The following is a 19,378-nucleotide window of genomic DNA, read 5'->3' as shown; positions in this document are numbered from 1 at the left end:
GTCAGGCGTCCTCCTGTCCGAGAATCAGGGTCGAGCTGCCCATACGGGTGCCCAGCGAGCCGCCGGTACCGTGCACCAGCGCGATCTGGCAATCCTGCACTTGCAGCTCAGGGTGGGCGCGGCCTTCCATCTGGCGGACGGCCTCGAGCACCTTCATCATGCCGCCCATGCCAGGGTGGTTGTTGCAGAGGCCGCCGCCGTCCGTGTTGACGGGCAGCCGCCCGCCCTTCGCCAGCAGGCCGCCATCCGCCACGAACGGGCCGCCCCTCCCCTTCTCGCAGAAGCCCAGGTCTTCGAGCGTCTCGACCACCGTGATCGTGAACGAGTCGTAGATCGACGCGTAGTCCACGTCCCGCGGCGTCACACCGGCCTCGGCGAAGGCGCGCGGCCCGGACCAGCGTGCGCCCGTGTAAGTCAGGTCGATCTTGCCGTTGTTCTGGTGCTTGGGCGCTTCGCTCTGCCCGAGGATCTTGCAGTTGGTCCGCTTCAGATCCCGCGCGATCTCCGGGCTGGCGACGACCACCGCGCCGCCGCTGTCGGTCACCACGCAAGTATCGAGCAGGTGGAGCGGATCGGCCAGCAGCCGCGAGTTGAGCACGTCCTCAACCGTCACGACCTTCTGCAACAGGGCGTGCGGGTTGTACTGGGCGTGCTGCGAGGCGGCCACCTTGACCCAGGCCAGTTGCTCGCTGGTGGTGCCAAACTCGTACATGTGGCGCTGGGCGGCCAGCGCATACATGCTGATGGTGTTGGTGCCGAAGACCTGCTCGAAAGACGCCTCCGGGTTGGGCGCGCCGCGCACCGGGCGCTCGCTCTTGGGGCGGGCCGCCAGGGAGACCAGGGCGATCTTGCACTTGCCCATCGCGATGGCCGCCGCCGCGTGCCCGATCTGGAACACCGGCGACGACCCGCCGGTCATGGTGGTATCCAGGTACTGGACGTTGGTCAGCCCCAGGTAGTCCGAGAGGGCTGTACCACCCATGTTCAACTGGCCGGTGTAGAACAGCCCATCCACGTCCGAGAAGCTCAGGCCGGCGTCGATGAGCGCGCCACGGCAGACCTCGGCATGGATCTGGGAGACCGACTTATCCGGGATGACCCGGTCCGGATGCTCGTAACTGCCGACGATGTACGCTTTGCCTCTGATGCTCACAAGCGACCCTCCTTTGGGTGCTGGATCGTGGGTCGTAGATCGTGTGGGTGCTGGATCGTGGGTCGTGGGTCGTGGGGAAGGGGGTTGCCCCTCACCTGTGGCGGAGGATGGGTCCGAAGGCGGACAGATGATCGGTTCAGGCACTGCCTGCAACCTCCGATGTCCTCCTGAGCGCGGCGAAGGACCTCACCCTCCGAGCGTCAACGCCCGAGTCGCCCGCTGACCGTCAACGTTCGCGTCAGCGGGTGAGGTCCTTCGCTGCGCTCAGGATGACACGGCCGCTGCGCTCAGGATGACACGGCATCTTGTACTCTCCGCACGGGGATCGCGGCTGCGCTCGCGGGGATCGCGGCTGCCCCAGCGTCAGGCGACGATCTGCGATGGGTCCAGCTCGGTCAGCGCCACCACCTCCTCGGGGGTGAAGCCGTCCGCGACCGCCTCCACCCGCCACTGACGGTCAGTCCGCCTGAGGATCGCCAGGTCCGTGACCACGACGTCCACGCAGGTCTTGCCCGTCAGGGGGTAGGTGCAATCGGCGCGCAGCTTCGGTCGGTCCTGGCTGTCGCGGTGCTCCATCATCACGATCAGCGTCTGCTTGCCGGCGATCAGGTCCATCGCGCCGCCGATGCCGCCCTTCCTGACGTCGGTGACGCTGTAGTTGGCGATGCTCCCCTCCTGGTCGACCTCGTACGCGCCCAGCACGACGGTGTGCAGCCGGCCGCCACGCGCCATCTCGAACGCCTCGACGCTGTCAAAGTAGGAGGCCCCGGGGAGGATGCTGACGTACTCGCCGGCGGCGTTGAAGATGTTCTTGTCCACGGCATCGCCGCTGACCTGCTCGCCGTACCCCAGGATGCCGTTCTCGCCATGCAGGATGATGTCGCGGTCGGCGATGAAGTTGGAGACGAGCGTCGGCATGCCCACGCCCAGGTTGACGTAGGAGCCGTCCTGGAGCAGCCCGGCGATGCGGCGGGCCATCTCCAGGCGGGTCCAGCCGGGCTTGCCGTTGTACTCGCGGGGGGCGTCCTTCGGGCGCCGTGAGGCCGGGCGCACGGCGTCCGGCTCGACCGTCGCCTTGACGACGCGGTGCACGAAGATGCCCGGCAGCCCGACCTGCTCTGGATCGATCTCCCCGACCTCGACGATCTCATCCACCTCGGCGATGACGCACCTCGCCGCCTTGGCGAAGGCCGGCGTGAAGTTGCGGTTGCTGCCTCTGAGATCGAGGTTGCCGAGCCGGTCGCCCCGGTAGGCCCGCACCAGGGCGTAGTCGACGGTGATCGCCTTTTCGAGGATGTACGGCTTGCCGTCGAACTCGCGGACCTCCTTGCCGTCCTCGATGGTCGTGCCGATGCCGACCGGCGAGTAGAAGGCCGGGATGCCGGCCCCGCCGGCCCGCATCCGCTCGACGAGAATGCCCTGCGGCACCAGCTCGACCTCGATCTCGCCGGCGTCGATCTGCTCATCGGCCGGCGTCGGCGGCCCCGGGCGCCAGGAGAACGCGGCGATCAGGCGCCCGACCTGCTTGTTGGCCACCAGCAGCATCGAGCGCAACTGGCCGACCGCGCCAAGACCGTTGGTCACCAGGGTCAGGTTCCGCGGGTTCGCCTTGTTGGTGGCGATCAGCAGGCTGACGGGGAAGCCGTAACTGGTGCCGAAGCCCGTCACGGCGACCGATGCGCCGTCGGGAATGTCGGCGACGGCCTCCTCGGGACTGCCGACGATCTTGTCTCTCATGCTCGAAAACCTCTGCTGCGTCGTCCCTGACCGCGAAGCATCACGTCGGCGGCTGCGCGGCGCAGCCGACACCAGCGGCGTGCGCGAACGCGCAGGGCAGGATAGCCGGTGCAGCCCGCGCCCTGCGACCCGCCTGGCCCATGCACCAGGGCAATCGCATGTTGGGTGTGTCGTGCCGCCGCGTCGGGGCTTGAAAGCCCCGCCTACCATCCTGCAGTCGCTGCGCGACGCTCCAGTCGCACCAGTGCCTGCCGTTCCCGACGGCCGTCGCGCAGCGACGGCATGCGTGTAGGCGGGGACTTCAGTCCCCGACTGCCCGTTCTATGATGCTTCGGGTACACCAACGAACATGCAATCGCCCTGGCCCATGCACGGTCTTCGCTGACATCTGGGATCCTGGCGACCGCCGACCCGCGCTGATACCATGGGCGGTCAGCGGACGATCGTCGTAGCGTCAGGGAGCCAGCGTTGGCCCCGTCCACTGGAGGACCGCGATGAACGATGGAGCGAACCGTCTGACCCGGCGCCGGGTCGTGAAGCTGGCGGCCGTCGCCATGGGGGCGACGGGCCTCTGGCCGCTGCTGAGTGCCTGCAGCGCCCAGCCGCCAGCCGCTGCCCCGGCCCCAGCGCCCGCCAAGCCTGCCTCTGAGGCGAAGCCCGCCGCGGACGCAAAGCCGGCCGAGGCCAAACCGGCCGCCGAGGCGAAGCCGGCCGCGCCCGTGCAGCAGGCCCCGGCGACGGTGGCCCCGCAGCCGGTGGTGGTGCAGCCGACCGCGAAGCCAGAGGCCGCCGACGCCGGCGCGATGCTCAGGGCGCCGGAGCCGAACCCGAAGCGCGGCGGCATCCTCAAAACCGCCTGGGGCGCGACGACGGCCCACTACGACATCCACCAGGGCGGCAACAACAACATCCTGATCCAGGTCTACGATGGCCTGATCGCCAAGAACCTGGCGACGGGCCTGCGTGGCGTCACGCCGGCCCTGGCGACGAAGTGGGAGGTCTCGCCGGACGGCAAGCAGTACACGTTCACGCTGCGCGAGGGCGTCAAATTCCACGACGGCACGCCGTTCAGCTCGGCGGACGTGCTGGCGACCTTCCAGCGGATCGTGCAGCCACCCAGCGGCGTCGTCAGCGTGTTCCGCGACGAGCTGGCCCAGGTCTCGGGCATCGACGCCGTCGATCCGAAGACGGTCCGCTTCACCCTCAAGAACCCGTGGACGCCGTTCCTCGAAGTGCTGTCCAGTCCGTCGATGATCGTCTACCCGAAGAAGGCGCTTGACGAGAACGGCGGCGACCTCCGCAAGATCGTGGCGCCCGGCACCGGCCCCCACAAGTTCAAGGAGTACAAGACCGGCGAGAAGTGGACCCTCGAACGGAACCCGGAGTACTGGAACAAGGAGCTGCCGTACATCGACGGCATCGAGGCATTGCACGTCGCCGCCTGGAACGACCGTGCTGCCGCCGTGATGACAGAGCAGGCGACGTTCTCCTGGAACGTCTCGCCGCAGATCTGGGAGGACGCCGTCAAGCGGCCCGACCTCGGCGGCTCGCAGATCCCCTGCCTCAACTCCCACACCGTCATGATGAACAACACCCGCAAGCCGTTCGACGATCCACGGGTACGGCGGGCGATTCACCTGGCGGTCAGCCGGCAGGTGATGTTCGCGGCGATCTCCACCCAGGAGCCGGTCTTCCTGAGCCGCTGGATGCCGTACGCCTCGCCGTTCTCGCCGCCGAACGCCGAGCTGGAGAAGCTGCCCGGCTACCGCGCGGACAAGGACGCCGACATCGCCGAGGCCAAGAAGCTGCTGGCCGCCGCCGGCTTCCCGGACGGCTTCGAGAACGTCGAGATCGTCACGCCGTCCGTGGCGCAGTGGTCCGAGATCAACACGCCGGCCTTCCAGGACGAGCTGAAGAAGACGCTCAACATCCGCAGCAAGATCCGGACAGTTGAGCGGGGTGTCATCTCGGAGGAGTACAAGAACGGCAACTGGGACATGCTGCTGGAAGGGGCGTTCGAGTCGAACTACATCGACCCGACCGTCCTCTGGACCTCCCGCCTCAAGACCGGCGGCTCGCAGAACTGGTCGAAGTACTCGAATCCAAAGCTCGATACGCTGATCGACCAGGTCAACGTCGAGACGGACGAGGCGAAGCGGAAGGCGCTGTTCAACCAGGGCATGGACTTGCTCGACGAGAACCCGCCGTTCTTCCTGATCGGCTTCTGCGCGCACTCGCCGCTCTGGCGCAGCTACGTCAAGGGGATGGCGCTGGACAAGCGGCTGCACGTCGAATGGGGCCGCCTCGACACGATCTGGCTCGACCGCTAGCGCCGTCTCGACGCCCCTCATGCCCAGGTTACCCCCACCTCCAAGAAGGCCCTCACCCCCCGACCCCCTCTCCCTGTGCGCGGGAGAGGGGGAGATTCACGAGATTCGCATGGCTCCCCCTCTCCCGCGCACAGGGAGAGGGGGTCGGGGGGTGAGGGCCTCCCTCGGGGTCGGGGGCCTCCTTGGGGGTGAGGGCCTCCTGGAAAGCATCACGCGCCGCGCCGTCGCACTCACGAGGAGGCCATGCAGCAGTACATCGTCCGTCGGCTGATGCTCAGCATCCCGACCATCTTCGGGGTCACCGTCCTCATCTTCCTGGCGATGCGCGTCCTGCCCGGCGATCCGCTGGCGATGATCCAGTCCGAAGGCAGCGGCTCGCACATCCTCTCCGAGGAGCAGTTGCAGGCCGCGCGCGCCTCGCTGGGCCTGGACAAGCCCTACTACCAGCAGTACCTCGAATGGATCGGGGCGATCCTCCGGGGAGACCTGGGCCAGTCGTTCTGGCGCGGCGACAGCGTCCGCGAGATCATCGCGCGCCGCCTGCCGATCACCGCCGAGATCGCCGGCGTGGCGATCCTCGTCTCGTGGCTGATCGGCGTGCCCATCGGCGTGTTCGGCGCGATCCGCCCGAACTCCTGGCTGGACATCTCGACCCGCCTCGGCGTCATCGTCTTCCTGGCGATCCCGAGCTTCTGGCTTGGCCTGCTCCTGATCATGACCTCGGTGCTCTGGTTCAACTGGCGGCCATCGCTCACCATCGTCTACTTCACCGACGATCCAGTCGCCAATCTCCAGATGATCGCCGGGCCGGCCCTGGTCATGGGCATCGGGCTGGCGGCCGTCATCGCGCGGGTCGCCCGGGCGGCCACCCTCGAAGTGCTCAACGAGGACTACGTGCGGACGGCCCGCGCCAAGGGCATCTCGGAGCGGTCCGTCGTGCTGGCGCACGTGCTCCGCAACGCCCTGCTGCCCATCGTGACCGTCTCGGGGCTGGCGTTCGGCGGCCTGCTCGGCGGCTCGGTGGCCGTCGAGCGTGCGTTTGGCGTGCCGGGCCTGGGGCAGGCGTTGGTGCTGGCGCTGACCGAGCGCGACTGGATGCTGATCCAGAACCTTGTGCTCCTGTACGGACTGATCTTTACGGCGCTGAATCTGCTTGTCGATCTGAGCTACGCCTGGATCGATCCACGCATTCGGTACGGGTAGGCCTCATGACCACTTCGGCCGCGCTTCCCACCACCGCCGAGCGCGCCCAGCCGCCCCGCGTGCGGCGTGCCACCGGCCTCCGACGGTTTGCCCAGGTGTCGCCCGTCGGCGCGATCAGCCTGGCGCTGCTGCTGTTCGTGCTGTTCGTCGCCGCCTTCGCCGATCAACTGGCCCCGCGCGATCCGCTCACGACCTCGCTGACTATCGCCCGCCGGCCGCCCTCGCTCCAGAACTGGCTGGGGACGGACAACCTCGGGCGGGACGTCCTCAGCCGGCTGATCCACGGCACCCGCGTCACCATGACGGTGGTGCTGATCTCGGTGGCGCTCGGGGACACCGTCGGGTTCCTCTGGGGCCTGACCAGCGGCTACCTCGGCAACCGCTTCGACCTGCTGAGCCAGCGGCTGCTCGACATCCTGATGGCCTTCCCGGCCCTGATCCTGGCGATGCTGCTCCTGACAGGCCTGGGGGCCGGGCTGCACACCGTCATCGTGGCGATTGCCGTGACCCGGGTGCCGCTGACCACCAGAGTGATTCGGTCGGTGACCCTCTCCGTCAAGGAGCAGGTCTACGTCACCGCCGCGCAGTCGGTCGGGGCCACCTCGTTCAGGATCATGGCCCGGCACGTCGCCCCGCAGTGCATCGCGCCGCTGCTGGTGATCCTCAGCTTCAACCTTGGCACCGCGATCTTCGCCGAGGCCGCCCTCAACTTCCTGGGCGTCGGGCTGCCGCCCCCCGCGCCGACCTGGGGCAGCATGCTCGGCGGCGTCCTGGCCGAGACCTTCCGCCCGCAGTGGTGGCTGTTGCTCTTCCCCGGGCTGGCGATTACCCTCACGATCACGGCGACGAACCTGCTCGGCGACGCGCTGCGGGACTTTCTGGACCCGCACCTCAAGCGCCAGATGCAGTTGTCCGGCTGATCGCCGCTCCCCCTCCACCCGCCCCCTCTCCACGACGATGTGACAAGGAGTGCTCGCGATGCGTGTTCTGCGCCTGGCCGCGTACCGGCCCCTGGCGATGGAGTTGGAAAGCGCCCAGATCGCCGATGTGCCGCCGCCCGGCCTGCTGCTGGTCGAGGCGAAGACGACGGCGATCTCGGCCGGCACCGAGATCGCGAACTATCGTGGCATGACGACCTACCGCTCGGCCGCGAACCCCGACTGGAGCGCCGATCCGTACCTGCCGGGCTACTCGCTGGCCGGCGTGGTCAAGGCCGTGGGCGAGGGCGTCACCGCGTTCCAGCCCGGCGACCGCGTCTGCGGGATGGGGCCGCACGCCTCGGCCTCGCACGTGCCAGCCAGCGGCTTCGTCAAGATCCCTGACGGTGTCTCGTTCGACCACGCGGCCATGACGACGCTGGTCTGCATCGTCATGAACGCCGTGCGGCTGGCCCACATCGAGCTTGGCGACCGCGTGGCTGTCGTCGGAGCCGGGCTGATCGGGCAGCTTGCGCTCCAATTGTCGCGGCTGGCCGGCGGCCGACCGACCGTCTCGGTCGATCCCATCGGGCTGCGGCGGGAGCTTGCGCTCAGGTGTGGCGCATCGGCGGCCCTGGACCCGACCGCGCCCGACGCCGTCGAGCAGTTGGAGCGGCTGACTGGCGGCCGTGAGTTCGATGTCGTCTTCGAGGCGACTGGCTCGCCGCAGGCGTTCAACCCGGCCCTCAAGCTGGTCCGCTTCGAAGGGCGGATGGTGCTGCTCGGCTCGACGCGCGGCCTGGTGGAGCAGTTCGACCCGTACTCGGACGTGCACCTCAAGGGCGCCATCCTGATCGGCGCGCACATGCGGACGCACCCAGACAGCGAGACGCCCAACAACCGCTGGACGCAGCCGAACAACCGCCGGTTCGGCCTCCAGTTGATCGCGGACGGGGCGCTGCAGCTCGAGCCGCTGATCAGCCACCGCGTGTCCGGCGACGAGGGGCCGGCGATGTTCGAGCGGCTGACCGAGAGCCGCGAGAGCTTCTTCGGCGTGCTGCTCAACTGGTAAACAATGCGTGGAGGGGCACGGTCGCTGGCGCGCCACGTGCAGTCATCCTGCTATGCTGCACGAACTGCCTCGGCTCACTGGACGATGGTTCTGGCAGATGCGCCCGGGCCGACGCGCGGCAACATGTGGAGGGCGATGGATGTCGGGTTTCGACTCTGGCTCTGACGCAGAGGTGTGCTACGACGCCATCCGTCGTTCGCCCGACGAGCCTCCCGAGGGCTGGCTCAACCTGTCAGCCGGCGCCCTGCTCGCCTTCGTGCTCCTCCTCGTGTTCGGCACCCATGCGCTGGAGCTGGAGCGGGTGCCGCCGGAGATGGTGTTCGGTTTCCTGGGCCTGTACTTCTACGCCGCCGGCTACCTGTCCGGACGGCGGACCGGCAAGATCGGCACTGGCGCCTGGGCGGGCGTCGCCTGTGGGCTGGCGTTCGGCGTCGTCGTCTGCGTGGTGATGTTCACGTCCGGCCCGGACCTGACGACCGGCTCGGCCAATTACGGAAGCGTCAACAAGGTAGCCATCGCCTGGAGCGGCGCCGTCTTCTACATCATGCTGGGCGCAGCCTGCGGCGCGGCCGGCGCGAAGCTCGCCGTCCAGTCAGCCCCGGCCAGCCGCTACTACCGCTGACGTCCGGGTCGCCGCGCCTGGCTGTAGCGCGAACTCAACCCGCACCCTCCACGCTGGTTGGCGCACCACGGTGGTTGGCGCACCACGGTGGTTGGCGCACCACGGTGGTTGGCGCATGGCGGAAACAACCCGTCCCCCTACACCGGGCGGCTACGCGGATCGAGGATGTCGCGGAGGCCGTCGCCGAGCAGGTTGAACGCCAGCACCGCCCCCATGATCGCGGCGCCGGGGAAGACGGAGATCCACGGAGCCGTGTCCAGGAAGGTGCGCCCCTCGTTGATCATGGTGCCCCAGCTTGGCGTTGGGGGCTGGGTGCCGAGCCCCAGGTAGCTCAGCGACGACTCGATGATGATCGCCTGGGAGATCGCAACGGTGAACTGGACGATGATCGGCGAGAGGACGTTGGGGAGGACGTGGCCGCGGACCACCCGCACGTCCGACGCCCCGACCACCCGCGCGGCTTCGACGTAGTCCTTGCCGCGCTCGGCGAGGGCCGCGCCGCGCACCACCCGCCCGAAGGCCGGCCAGTAGGTGATGGCGATGGCCAGCAGGGCGTTCTGGATACCCAGCCCGAGCGCCGCCGAGATCGCGATGGCGAGGATCAGCGACGGGAACGTGAAGAAGATGTCCATGATCCGGCCGAGGACGTTGTCCACCGTGCCGCCGAAGTAGCCGGCCGCCAGCCCGACCAGCGTTCCGATGACGGCGGCGATGGCGATGCTGCCGATGCCGACCAGCAGGCTTGCGCGAGCGCCATGAATCGCGCGGCTCAGCACATCGCGCCCGAAACGGTCCGTGCCGAATGGGGCCGCTGCTGACGGCCCTTCAAGCGCCTTCGCGGCGTTCATAGCAACCGGGTCGGCCGGTGCGACGACGTTGGCGAACAGGGCCACCAGCACGAAGAAGACAACCAGGATCAACCCGCCGAGCACCAGCGGGTTGCGGACCAGCGGGCGGTACCACTGCCGGCGGCGAGCGGCACGCACAGGGGCCGGCGCGGGGGAGGCGGCTGGCGCGGAGATGGCCTGCATCGTCACGAGCGGCCTCCCGAGCGGCTCAGCCGGATGCGCGGGTCGAGGTAGCCGTAGAGCACGTCGACCAGCAGATTCGTCGCCATGAACAGGACGGCCGTGAAGATCACCGCTCCCTGGACGATGGGGTAGTCCCGCATACCGATGGCGTTCAGGATCAGCAGGCCGATGCCCGGCATCCCGAACACGGATTCGACCACGACCGAGCCGCCGAGCAGCGATCCGAACTGCAAGCCAAGGATCGTGACGACGGGGATCATGGCGTTCTTGATGGCGTGGCGCAGCACGACGGCCCGCTGCCGCAGACCCTTCGCCTGGGCGGTGCGGATGTAGTCCTGCCGGAGGACGTCCAGCAGGCAGGAGCGGGTCATCCGCATGACGCTGGCCGAGGCGCTGGTCCCGAGCGCCAGGGCCGGCAGGATCATCAGCGAGAGGTTCTGGAGCGGATCGACGAACGGGCTGACGTACCCGAGCGGCGCCCAGCGGACTGTCAGCGAGAGCACCAGGATGATCATGGTCGCCTGCCAGAAGACGGGCATCGACAGGCTGAACAGGCTGACGATCCGGATGACGTGATCGAGCCAGGTGTTCTCGTTGACGGCCGAGAGCACGCCGAGGGTGATCCCGACGATCATCGAGATCACGGCGGCCATCAGCGCGAGCTGCAAGGTGACCGGCAGGGCGTAGAGGATCATGTCCATGGCGGGGAAGCGCGCTCGCCAGCTTGTGCCGAGGTCGCCGGTGAGCAGACTGCCGAGATAGCGTCCGTACTGGACGTACACCGGCTGATCCAGCCCGAAGAAGGCCCGCAGCGAGCGCTGGACTTCCTCGCTCGAGTCGCCCTGAGCCAGGAGTTGATCGACGATGGTGCCGGGGACGAGCCGCATCACGACGAACACGAGGGTGACGACCCCGAGCAGGGTCGGGATGGTCGCGAGCAGCCGTCCCGCGATGTAGCGGTGCATGGGAACCCTTTCGGGGGAGTGGGCAGGGGGTGAGGGGTTCTTGGAGCCCTACTCGATCCAGGTCTCTTCCAGGCCGCGCAGGATCATCGGCGGGTACTTGTCGCGGGCGTAATGGACGTTCTTGCGCGTCGCGTCGTAGAAGTCGACGTGGAACATCCAGATCCCGTGGAAGCGGTCCAACAGCGTGCGCTGCACCTTGTCGTACATCTCTTTCCGCCTGGCTGGATCCCAGGTGTAGCGGGCATCGTCCAGGAGCTTGTCGATCTCCGGATCGTTGACGTACGGGTAGTCCTGGCCCTTGCTGTGCAGGAAGCGGTGGCTCGCATCAGGGTCGATGGCCGAGCCGCCCCAGGTATTCGGGTAGATCGGCGCCTGACGGTCGAGGAACTGCTTGGTGAGCGTCCCCGCCTCCATCATGACGACCTCGCAGTCGATGCCGACTTCCTTGGCGTTGGAGGAGAGGATCTGCGCGGTGTCGACGCGCCAACGCGTCGTGGCGTCGGCCCAGACCTGGGTCTTGATGCCGTCAGGGTACTTGCCGCTGGCCTTCGCCTCGGCCACGGCCTTCCTGGCGGCCTCGACATCCCGCTTCCACCACTTCTTGACCTCGTCGTCGGGGAGGGCCCAGGGGGTGACTGTCGGGCTGATCGGCCCGGTCGCGATCCCCTGGCCGCCAGACGCGATCTTCACGGCGGCGTCGCGGTCGAACGCCCAGTAGATCGCCTCGCGGACCTTCGGATCGGCGAGATGGCCGATGCGCGCGTTGACGTACATGGCGACGACGCCATCCTGCACCCTCGGGATGCGGTGGACGGCAACGTTCGGATCGGACTCCAGCCCCTTGATGTTGGTGAAGTCGAGGATCTGCATGTGCTGGATCGCACCGGTCCGCATGCCCGCCACAATGCCGGCCTCGTCCGGGACGATCTTGAAGGTGATGCCGTCCAGGTAGGGCAGGCCCGGCCGCCAGTAGTTCGGGTTCTTCTTGACGATGATCTCGCTGCCGGGCGTCCAGCGCTCGAACATGAACGGGCCGGTGCCCATGCCGGTACGGGCAAGGTCGCCGTTCTGCTCGACGGCCTCCTTGGCGACGATCTCGCCACCCTTGAACTGGGCCAGCATCCGGAAGACGCCCGGGAACGGCTTCCCGAACTCCATCTTGACGGTGGACGGATCGACGACCTGGACCGCCTGGATCGCGGCGTAGTCGCGAGCAAAGACCGACTTCGGGTCTTTGAGACGCTCCATGCTGTACTTGACGTCCTCGGCGACGAGCTCGCGGCCATTGTGGAACTTGACGCCCTTCCGCAGCTTGAAGACGAGGGTCGCGCCGTCGTTCTGAACGTCCCAGGACTCGGCAAGGTTCGGCTGGACCTTGTTCTCCTTGTCGAAGTAGACGAGGTAGTCGTACATCAACGAGGTCCAGGTCGCCGGGAACCCGAGATGTGGATCGAGGGTCGAAGGCTCGGCGGTGACGGCGCTGATGAGGGTGCCGCCCGGCTTCGGCTGGCCGGCGGCCGGCCTGGCCTCGGCAGGCTTACTCTCGGCTGGCTTGGCGGCCGGAGCCTGTGCCGCTGGCTGTGCTGGAGCCTGCGCAGCCGGCGCCTGCGTAGCCGGGGCTGCCGCGGGAGCTTTTGGGGCGGCCGTTGGAGCGGCGGCCTGTGGGGCCGTCCCGCCAGCCCCATACGAAGGGGGCGGCCCAGAATTCTGACAGGCCTGGGCCAGCAGCACGGCGGCCGCGGCGCCGGTCAGGCCCACGGCGCGGAACAGGAAACCGCGCCGGGTCAGGCGGGCGCTGACGCTCGTCATTGAGGTCTCGCGTGTGGTCACGGTCACTCCCTCCATTGGGTGTGTCGCTTGATCCAGAGGTACTCTCGCTCGTCGGTTGCCCCTCACCCCCCGCCCCCTCTCCCGCACGCGGGAGAGGGGGAGCCAGATGCGTGGATGACGGTGAGATCAGACGCGGGTCGGGGCGGCCTGCACGAACGCCCGGCTCAGGGCGTCCCGCTCGATGACGGGCGACTCGCGGTGCAGGTAGCAGGCGACGATGCAGTGCGGATCGGGCTGGTAGAGCGGCGGGTGCTGCTCGATGCAGGCCGGCAGGGCATGCGGGCAGCGGCTGGCGAAGGCGCAGCTTTGCGTGGACGCCCGAGCGGCCTCGCGGGAGGCCTCCTCCTCGCCCAGCCAGGGATGGCGGGGATCGGCGCGCGGCACCGACCCGACCAGTAGCTGCGTGTACGGGTGGCGCGGCCCGCGCACGACCTGCTCGACGCTGCCAGCCTCGGCGACGGTGCCGCGATACAGCACCACGATGTTCTCGCTGACCTGATACGCGGTGGTCAGATCGTGGGTGATGTAGACCAGCGAGATGCCGAAGTCGCGGTTCAGTTTGACGAGGCTGGCGAGGATCGTGGCGCGCAGCGAGGCGTCCACCATCGAGACCGGCTCGTCGGCGATGATGATGCGCGGACGCACGATCAGCGCGCGGGCCACCATGATGCGCTGACGCTGGCCGCCGCTCAACTGGTGGGGGTAGCGCCCGAGCGTCTCCTCCGGCCGCAGCCCGACCGCCTGGAGCGTCTCCTCGACCAGGTCGCGAGCCTGGGCCTTCGAGGACGCCAGCCCGAACTTGCGGACGGGCGTCTCCAGGACGGTGTCCACCTTGTAGAAGGGGTTGTAGACCTCGTACGGATCCTGGAAGATCACCTGGACCTGCCGCAGGTACTCCTTCCAGCCCTGCTTGCTGAGCTTCTGGACGTCCGTGCCGTCGTACAGCACCTGCCCGGTGGTCGGCTCGACGAGGCCGAGCAGCAGGCGGGCCAGGGTCGTCTTGCCGCTGCCGCTCTCCCCGACGATGGCGGTGATCGACGGCGGGCTGTTGGCGATGGTCAGCGAGAAGTCGGCCAGGGCGGTCGTCTTCGTGCGGTCCATCAGGCCGCCGCCGAACACCTTCGTGACGTTGCGGGCTTCGAGCAGGGGCGCTGCAGTGCGCGCGTTCTCAGTCATGGCTGGTCCGTCCTCGGTCCCGTCGTCGGCGGCACGGCATCGGACAGAGGATCGAGCACGGGGGAGGCCGTGGCGAGCCGCCCAGCCTCTGACACCTGAGGGCTGACCACCGACGACGCGTAGAGGTGGCAGGCAACCCACCGGCGCGGGCGGGCCTCCAGCAACGGCGGCTCATCCGTCTCGCAGACGGTCATCGCCTGTGGGCAGCGCGCCCGGAAGGCGCAGCCGGCTGGCTTGTCGAGCAGCGAGGGCGGCAGACCAGGGATGCCCTGGAAGACGCCCTTCCGCTCGAGCGAGGGCAGGCTGGCGATCAGCAGTTGCGTGTACGGGTGCATCGGTGCGTCGAACACATCCAGCACGTCGCTCAATTCGACGAGGTTGCCAGCGTACATGACGCCCAGGCGGTGAACGAACTGGGCCATCAGCCCCATGTCGTGCCCGATCAGGATGACGGCGGCGTCGATCTCCTCCTGCACCGAGCGGAGCGTCTCCATGATCTGCCGCTGGACGACCACGTCCAGGGCGCTGGTCGGCTCGTCGGCGACGATCACCTTCGGCCGGAGGCTGATGGCGATGGCGATGCAGACGCGCTGCTTCATGCCGCCGCTCAACTGGTGCGGGTACATGCCGGCCACGGACGGCGCCAGCCCGACGCGCCCCAGCAGCTCCGGGATGAAGCCACGGGCGTCCGAGCGCCAGGCGCTGCCGTTGCGGGCCTGGACGATGCCGCCGTGCGCCGCGACGGCGTCTGAGATCTGGTCGCGGACCCGCCGGACCGGGTTGAGCGAGTTCATGGCGCCCTGCGCCACCATCGCGATGTCGGCGAGGCGGGCGCGGCGCATCGCCTCCTCGGAGAGGGCCAGCAGGTTGACGCCGTCGAGGATCGCCTCGCCGCCCTCGATGCGGCCGGGCGGCTTGATCATCCGCATCAGCGCCAGCGCCATGGTGGACTTGCCGGAGCCAGACTCCCCGACGAGGCCGAGGCGCTCGCCGGCCCGCAGCGCGAAGCTGACGCCATCCACGGCCCGGACCGGGCCGCGCAGGGTGTGGTAGTGGACGCGCAGGTCGCGGACGGTCAGCACGTCGCCGGCGGTGGTCGGCGGGCGGGGGAGAGTCGCCTGTGGTGCGCTCACACAACCCTCCGACGGCGGGGATTGGCGACCTCGTCCAGGCCGGACGAGATCAGGAACAGCCCCACGAACATCAGCACGACGACCAGGATCGGCGGGATCCACCACCACCACATGTTGCGGAGCAGCGCGTTGTACTTGATCGCCCAGTAGATCGTCTGGCCGACCGTCGGGTCGTTCTGCGGGCCAAGCCCGAGCACCTCCAGGCCGATGGACGCCAGGATGGTGGCCGAGACCGCCGTCACGAAGCTGGCCGCCAGGTACGGGAGGAGATTCGGCAGCAACTGGAACAGGATGATCTCGGGGGTGCCCAGGCCGGAGCGCCGCGCCACCTGGATGTAGCCGCGCTCGCGGAGGGTCAGCACCTGCGAGCGGATGGTGCGGGTGGGGCGCGGCCACGCCAGCGAGGCGACCACCAGCGCCAGCACCTCAACGCTGATGAACGTCTTGATCGAGGCGGCGATGGTGATCAGGATCAGCAGGCCGGGCACCGTCAGGATGATGTCCACGATCATCGAGATGACGGTGTCCACCGTGCCGCCCAGGTAGCCGGCCGTCAGGCCGAGCAGCGTCCCGATGCTCAGGCCGACAGCGCCAGCCAGGAACCCGACCTTCAGGGTCAGCGGCAGGCCAGCCACCATCACGGCCAACAGGTTGCGGCCCTGGTCGTCGGTGCCGAGCAGGTAGCGGGCGCTCGGCGGCTGGCCGGGCACGGCGCGCATCGGCTGGGCCTGCCGCACGTCCACGAAGAGCGGGCCGATCAGCCCGATGGCGAGCAGCGCGCCCACGACCACGAGGCCGACGATCAGCTCGGGGTTGCGGCGGGCGTAGTCGCGGAAGACGTCCAGCCTGCTCGGCGCGGCCGAGACGGCCCGGGCACGCGGGGGAAGGGCAAGCGAGAGGTCCGCCATGTCAGGCCCCCCGGTACGAGATGCGCGGATCGACCAGCGGGTAGGTCAGGTCGAGCAAGATGGTGGCGACGGCGATGGCCAGCACCGTCATGAAGACCACCCCGTAGATCACGAAGTAGTCGAGCGCGGCGATGGCCTGGAACAGCAGCGAGCCGACGCCTGGATACCCGAACACGATCTCGACGACGACGGCCCCCGACACGACGGTGCCCAGCGAGAGGGCCAGCGAGGTCAACTGCGGCAGGATCGCGTTGCGGAGGGCGTAGTGCAGGAAGATGCCGCGATCCGGGATGCCCTTCGCCTCGGCGTAGACGACGTAATCTTCGCCCTCGGTGGTGACCATCATGCCGCGCATGCCGATGGCCCAGAACCCGACCGCCGAGAGCACAATCGAAAAGGCCGGCAGGATCGAGTGGTAGATGGCGTCCTGGAAGAAGCCCCAGCTCCAGTTGGGGAGGGTGCCCACGGCGAACCCGCCGGAGATCGGGAAGAGCGGCAGGGCGATGCCGAGCGCGTAGACCAGCACCAGCCCGAGCAGGTAGTACGGGATGGCCGAGAGCGCCATCATCGGCAGGACGAGGTGCCGCAGGAACTTCGGGGAGCGCGGCCACGCCATCAGCGCGCCGAGCAGCGTCCCCAGCGCGAACGAGATCAGGGTGGAGACCAGCAGCAGGCTGATGGTCCAGGGGAGCGCCGCCATGATCAGGTTCAGGACTTTCGACGGGTAGCTCGCGATGGAGTAGCCGAAGTCCAGTTGGAAGGCGTGCTGGATGTAGAGCAGGTACTGGACCCAGAGCGGCTTGTCCAGGCCAAACTGCTCGTTGTAGGCGCGCACCATCTCTTCGATGCCCGCCTGCTGGTAGCCGCCCGTCGCCAGCGCGCTCAGGAGGCGCTCGCGGACGGGATTGCCGGGCGCCAGGCGCGGCAGGATGAAGTTGAGCGTTGCCGCACCCCAGAGGACAACCAGGAACTGGATGAGCCGACGAACGAGATAGTCGAGTCGCATGGTGGTCTACCGACCCTCGTGCTGGTTCTCGCCGTTGGGCGGCCGAACAGCGGCGCCCCAACGGCGGTACGCCGAACGTGGTGGCCGAGCGCCGTCACGGGCGCCCGGCCGCTGCGATGGATCGGTCAGGCCGGCTGGATGGTATTCAGTACCAGCCCGGCCGAGCCGCGATGCCAGAGCGATGGCGCGCAGTACGGCGTCTTCGAGTCCGGCCAGCCCTTCCAGTCCGTCCCGCTGACCGGGAGGATCAGGTACCACTGGATCGTGGGGACGTCTGGCAGGTTCTTGAGCCAGATCTCCATCGCCTGGCGGTAAGTGTCCATGAACGCCGAGTTGCTCGGGTGCATGGCCCCCATCTTGTCCACGAGGTCGGAGAACTCCTTGTTGGACCAGCGGTACGGGCGCTCGGCCACTTCGCCGATGGGCTTGACCCAGCGGGCGTTGTAGTGGTCCAGCGTCTGGTATGGGTCGGTGATGCTGCCGGTGTGGCCCTGGATGAAGGCATCCAGATCGCCGGTCTGCATCAGCGTGGCGGCGTTGCTCGGCGACTTGAACGAGGCGTCGAAGCCGGCATCGCGAAGCTGGGTGACGATCAGCGGCGCGAAGTTCTGGAAGAAGCCCGGCGGCAGGATGATGATGGTCGAGATGCGCTGGCCGTCCTTGACCCAGAGCTTCTCGGAGTCGCGCTTGTACCCCTTGGACTCCATGATCTGGTCGGTCTTGGAGGGGTCATAAGTGCCGACGGGGTACTTCTGGAGGAGATCCTTGACCGCATCGAAGTAGGGGATCATCGGCTGGTAGGTCGGGAAGGGGAGCAGCGTCGCCTCGGTGTCGCCCTTGAACCCGATGTCTACGATCGACTTGCGGTCGATGGCGTAGTTGACAGCCCAACGCACCTCGGGATCGTCGAACGGCGCCTTCATGCAGTTGAAGCTGAGGCAGTTGGTGTACCAGTCGAGCCAGCCCCACGGCTTCACCTTGTCCGCGCTGCGGACGAGGATGTTCAGGTTCCGCTGCAGGATGACCTCGGCGTCGGCCGGCTGCTGGATGTTGTGGGTGGCCGTGACCTGATCGGCCGCGAGAAGCTGGGTCAGCTTCGGGTCTTCGTAGTGCGGCAGGACGATGACCTTCTTGACGGCCGGCAGCTTGCTGAAGCCGGCCTTGACGCCCCACCAGTCGTCGCGCCGCTCGAAGATCTTCTGGCCGGGAGTGGAGCTGGTCAGCTTCCACGGCCCGGTCACCACGGGCGGCCCCTTCGCCAGATCGAGGTTGGTGAAGGTGAGCGGATCCTGGCCCTTGAAGACGTGCTCCGGGACGATGGGGAAGCCGGCGTCCTGGTGCCACTGGATGTACTGGAACATGAAGCGCGGGGCCGGCATGTTGAAGGTGATCTTCGCCGTCTGCGGGTCCGGCGCGGTGACGTCCTTGATCCAGAGCTTCATGTCCGAGGCGAACACCAGCTTCGGGGCGTTCTCGCGGAGCATGTTGAGCGTGAATACCACGTCGCTGGCCTGGAACGGCTTGCCGTCGCTCCAGGTCACGCCCGGCCGCAGCTTGAGCGTCAGCTCGGTGTAGTCCTTGCTGTACTCGTAGCCGGTGGCGAGGTAGGGGATCTCGCCGTCCTTGCCCTGGAGGCCGGGCGGGGCGGTGACCTCCTTGGTAAACCAGGGGTTGTAGAAGTAGAGCGGCTCGTAGGCGAAATGCCAGCCGGTGCGCTTGGCCCCCGTCAGGAACGGGTTGAAGATCTCCGGATCCGCGAACTGGTTCAGGTCGTCGGAGACGCTCATGATGACCGTCTCCTTGCGGTTGACCCCGCTGGCGGGCGCATCGCCGCCGGCGGCCGGGGCGGGCGGCTGGGCAGCCGCTGGCTGCGCGGCGGGCGCCGGTGGAGCAGCCTGCGCCGGAGCCTGGGCGGCCGGGGCCGATTGCCCGGCCGGGGCCGACTGCGCGGGCGCGCCGGCCGCTGCCGGCTTCTGCTCGGCCGGCTTGGGAGCCGTCGTTGGCTGCGCGCCGGCCGGCGGCAACGGCACGGCCTGGGATTGGCAGGCCGTCGTGAGCGCGATCGCGCTGATGGTCGTTCCGGAAAGGAGCAAGAAACGTCGGCGGGAAAGTCGCTGCACCATGAACCCCCTGTCCTCCATGACGGGTCACCACAACAACGTGATCGGTGGTTGCTACGACGATTGCGCTCCGCGTTCCGCGCGTCGGGGTAAAGCGCCTCCAATGCCAGAGTGGTGAGGGGTTGGGCGGGCGCCGGACGAGGCGTCCTGCCTCAACCCCTCATGAAGTTGCCAG

The 19,378-nt window shown here is 68.2% G+C and carries 15 protein-coding genes; 5 read left to right on the top strand and 10 right to left on the bottom strand.

Annotation, left to right across the window (positions count from 1 at the left end; genetic code table 11):
• Nucleotide 1: 1 nt before the first annotated feature.
• Both IT306_02955 and IT306_02950 read right to left on the bottom strand, forming a co-directional pair.
• Nucleotides 2-1,153 (bottom strand): thiolase domain-containing protein, encoded by a 1,152-nt coding sequence (locus tag IT306_02955; GenBank protein MCC7367352.1) that lies wholly within the window; start codon nt 1,151-1,153, stop codon nt 2-4.
• A 363-nt stretch (nt 1,154-1,516) separates the two neighbouring features.
• Entirely contained in the window at nt 1,517-2,890 is a 1,374-nt protein-coding gene (locus IT306_02950; protein ID MCC7367351.1) for a 3-oxoacid CoA-transferase subunit A, read from the bottom strand.
• Nucleotides 2,891-3,384: 494 nt separating this feature from the next.
• Between IT306_02950 and IT306_02945 the strand changes: the two genes are divergently transcribed.
• The 5 genes from IT306_02945 to IT306_02925 all read left to right on the top strand — a co-directional run bounded on the left by IT306_02945 (nt 3,385) and on the right by IT306_02925 (nt 9,034).
• Nucleotides 3,385-5,220 carry an ABC transporter substrate-binding protein gene (locus IT306_02945; protein ID MCC7367350.1) on the top strand — a complete coding sequence of 612 codons (1,836 nt, stop codon included), beginning with the start codon at nt 3,385-3,387 and terminating at the stop codon, nt 5,218-5,220.
• Between the two features lie 243 nt (nt 5,221-5,463).
• Complete coding sequence (locus IT306_02940) at nt 5,464-6,423, top strand: ABC transporter permease (protein ID MCC7367349.1); 960 nt, start codon at nt 5,464-5,466, stop codon at nt 6,421-6,423.
• Between the two features lie 5 nt (nt 6,424-6,428).
• Nucleotides 6,429-7,343: an ABC transporter permease gene (locus IT306_02935; GenBank protein MCC7367348.1), complete on the top strand. Its 915-nt coding sequence runs from the start codon at nt 6,429-6,431 to the stop codon at nt 7,341-7,343.
• A 58-nt stretch (nt 7,344-7,401) separates the two neighbouring features.
• Nucleotides 7,402-8,412, top strand: a complete 1,011-nt coding sequence (locus IT306_02930; protein ID MCC7367347.1) for a zinc-binding dehydrogenase — start codon at nt 7,402-7,404, stop codon at nt 8,410-8,412.
• A 139-nt stretch (nt 8,413-8,551) separates the two neighbouring features.
• Entirely contained in the window at nt 8,552-9,034 is a 483-nt protein-coding gene (locus tag IT306_02925) for a hypothetical protein (GenBank protein MCC7367346.1), read from the top strand.
• Nucleotides 9,035-9,171: 137 nt separating this feature from the next.
• On the opposite strand, the gene IT306_02920 is transcribed toward IT306_02925, so the two are convergent.
• The 8 genes from IT306_02920 to IT306_02885 all read right to left on the bottom strand — a co-directional run bounded on the left by IT306_02920 (nt 9,172) and on the right by IT306_02885 (nt 19,206).
• Nucleotides 9,172-10,065, bottom strand: coding sequence for an ABC transporter permease (locus IT306_02920; GenBank protein MCC7367345.1), 894 nt, complete (start codon nt 10,063-10,065; stop codon nt 9,172-9,174).
• Nucleotides 10,066-10,067: 2 nt separating this feature from the next.
• On the bottom strand, nt 10,068-11,030 hold the full coding sequence (locus IT306_02915) for an ABC transporter permease (GenBank protein MCC7367344.1): 963 nt from the start codon (nt 11,028-11,030) through the stop codon (nt 10,068-10,070).
• Between the two features lie 48 nt (nt 11,031-11,078).
• Complete coding sequence (locus IT306_02910; GenBank protein ID MCC7367343.1) at nt 11,079-12,860, bottom strand: ABC transporter substrate-binding protein; 1,782 nt, start codon at nt 12,858-12,860, stop codon at nt 11,079-11,081.
• 126 nt (nt 12,861-12,986) lie between these two features.
• Nucleotides 12,987-14,036 carry an ABC transporter ATP-binding protein gene (locus IT306_02905; GenBank protein ID MCC7367342.1) on the bottom strand — a complete coding sequence of 350 codons (1,050 nt, stop codon included), beginning with the start codon at nt 14,034-14,036 and terminating at the stop codon, nt 12,987-12,989.
• On the bottom strand, nt 14,033-15,118 hold the full coding sequence (locus IT306_02900; GenBank protein MCC7367341.1) for an ABC transporter ATP-binding protein: 1,086 nt from the start codon (nt 15,116-15,118) through the stop codon (nt 14,033-14,035). Before IT306_02900 ends, IT306_02905 begins: the two co-directional genes overlap by 4 nt.
• Nucleotides 15,119-15,165: 47 nt before the next feature.
• Nucleotides 15,166-16,077, bottom strand: a complete 912-nt coding sequence (locus IT306_02895) for an ABC transporter permease (GenBank protein MCC7367340.1) — start codon at nt 16,075-16,077, stop codon at nt 15,166-15,168.
• A 1-nt stretch (nt 16,078) separates the two neighbouring features.
• Entirely contained in the window at nt 16,079-17,083 is a 1,005-nt protein-coding gene (locus tag IT306_02890) for an ABC transporter permease (protein MCC7367339.1), read from the bottom strand.
• Between the two features lie 125 nt (nt 17,084-17,208).
• Nucleotides 17,209-19,206, bottom strand: a complete 1,998-nt coding sequence (locus IT306_02885; protein ID MCC7367338.1) for an ABC transporter substrate-binding protein — start codon at nt 19,204-19,206, stop codon at nt 17,209-17,211.
• Nucleotides 19,207-19,378: the final 172 nt, after the last annotated feature.

It is taken from the genome of Chloroflexota bacterium (assembly GCA_020850535.1).
GTDB lineage: Bacteria > Chloroflexota > UBA6077 > UBA6077 > JACCZL01 > JADZEM01.
The sequence above is the reverse complement of the archived record's forward strand: the minus strand, read 5'-3'. Positions and strand labels throughout refer to the sequence as shown.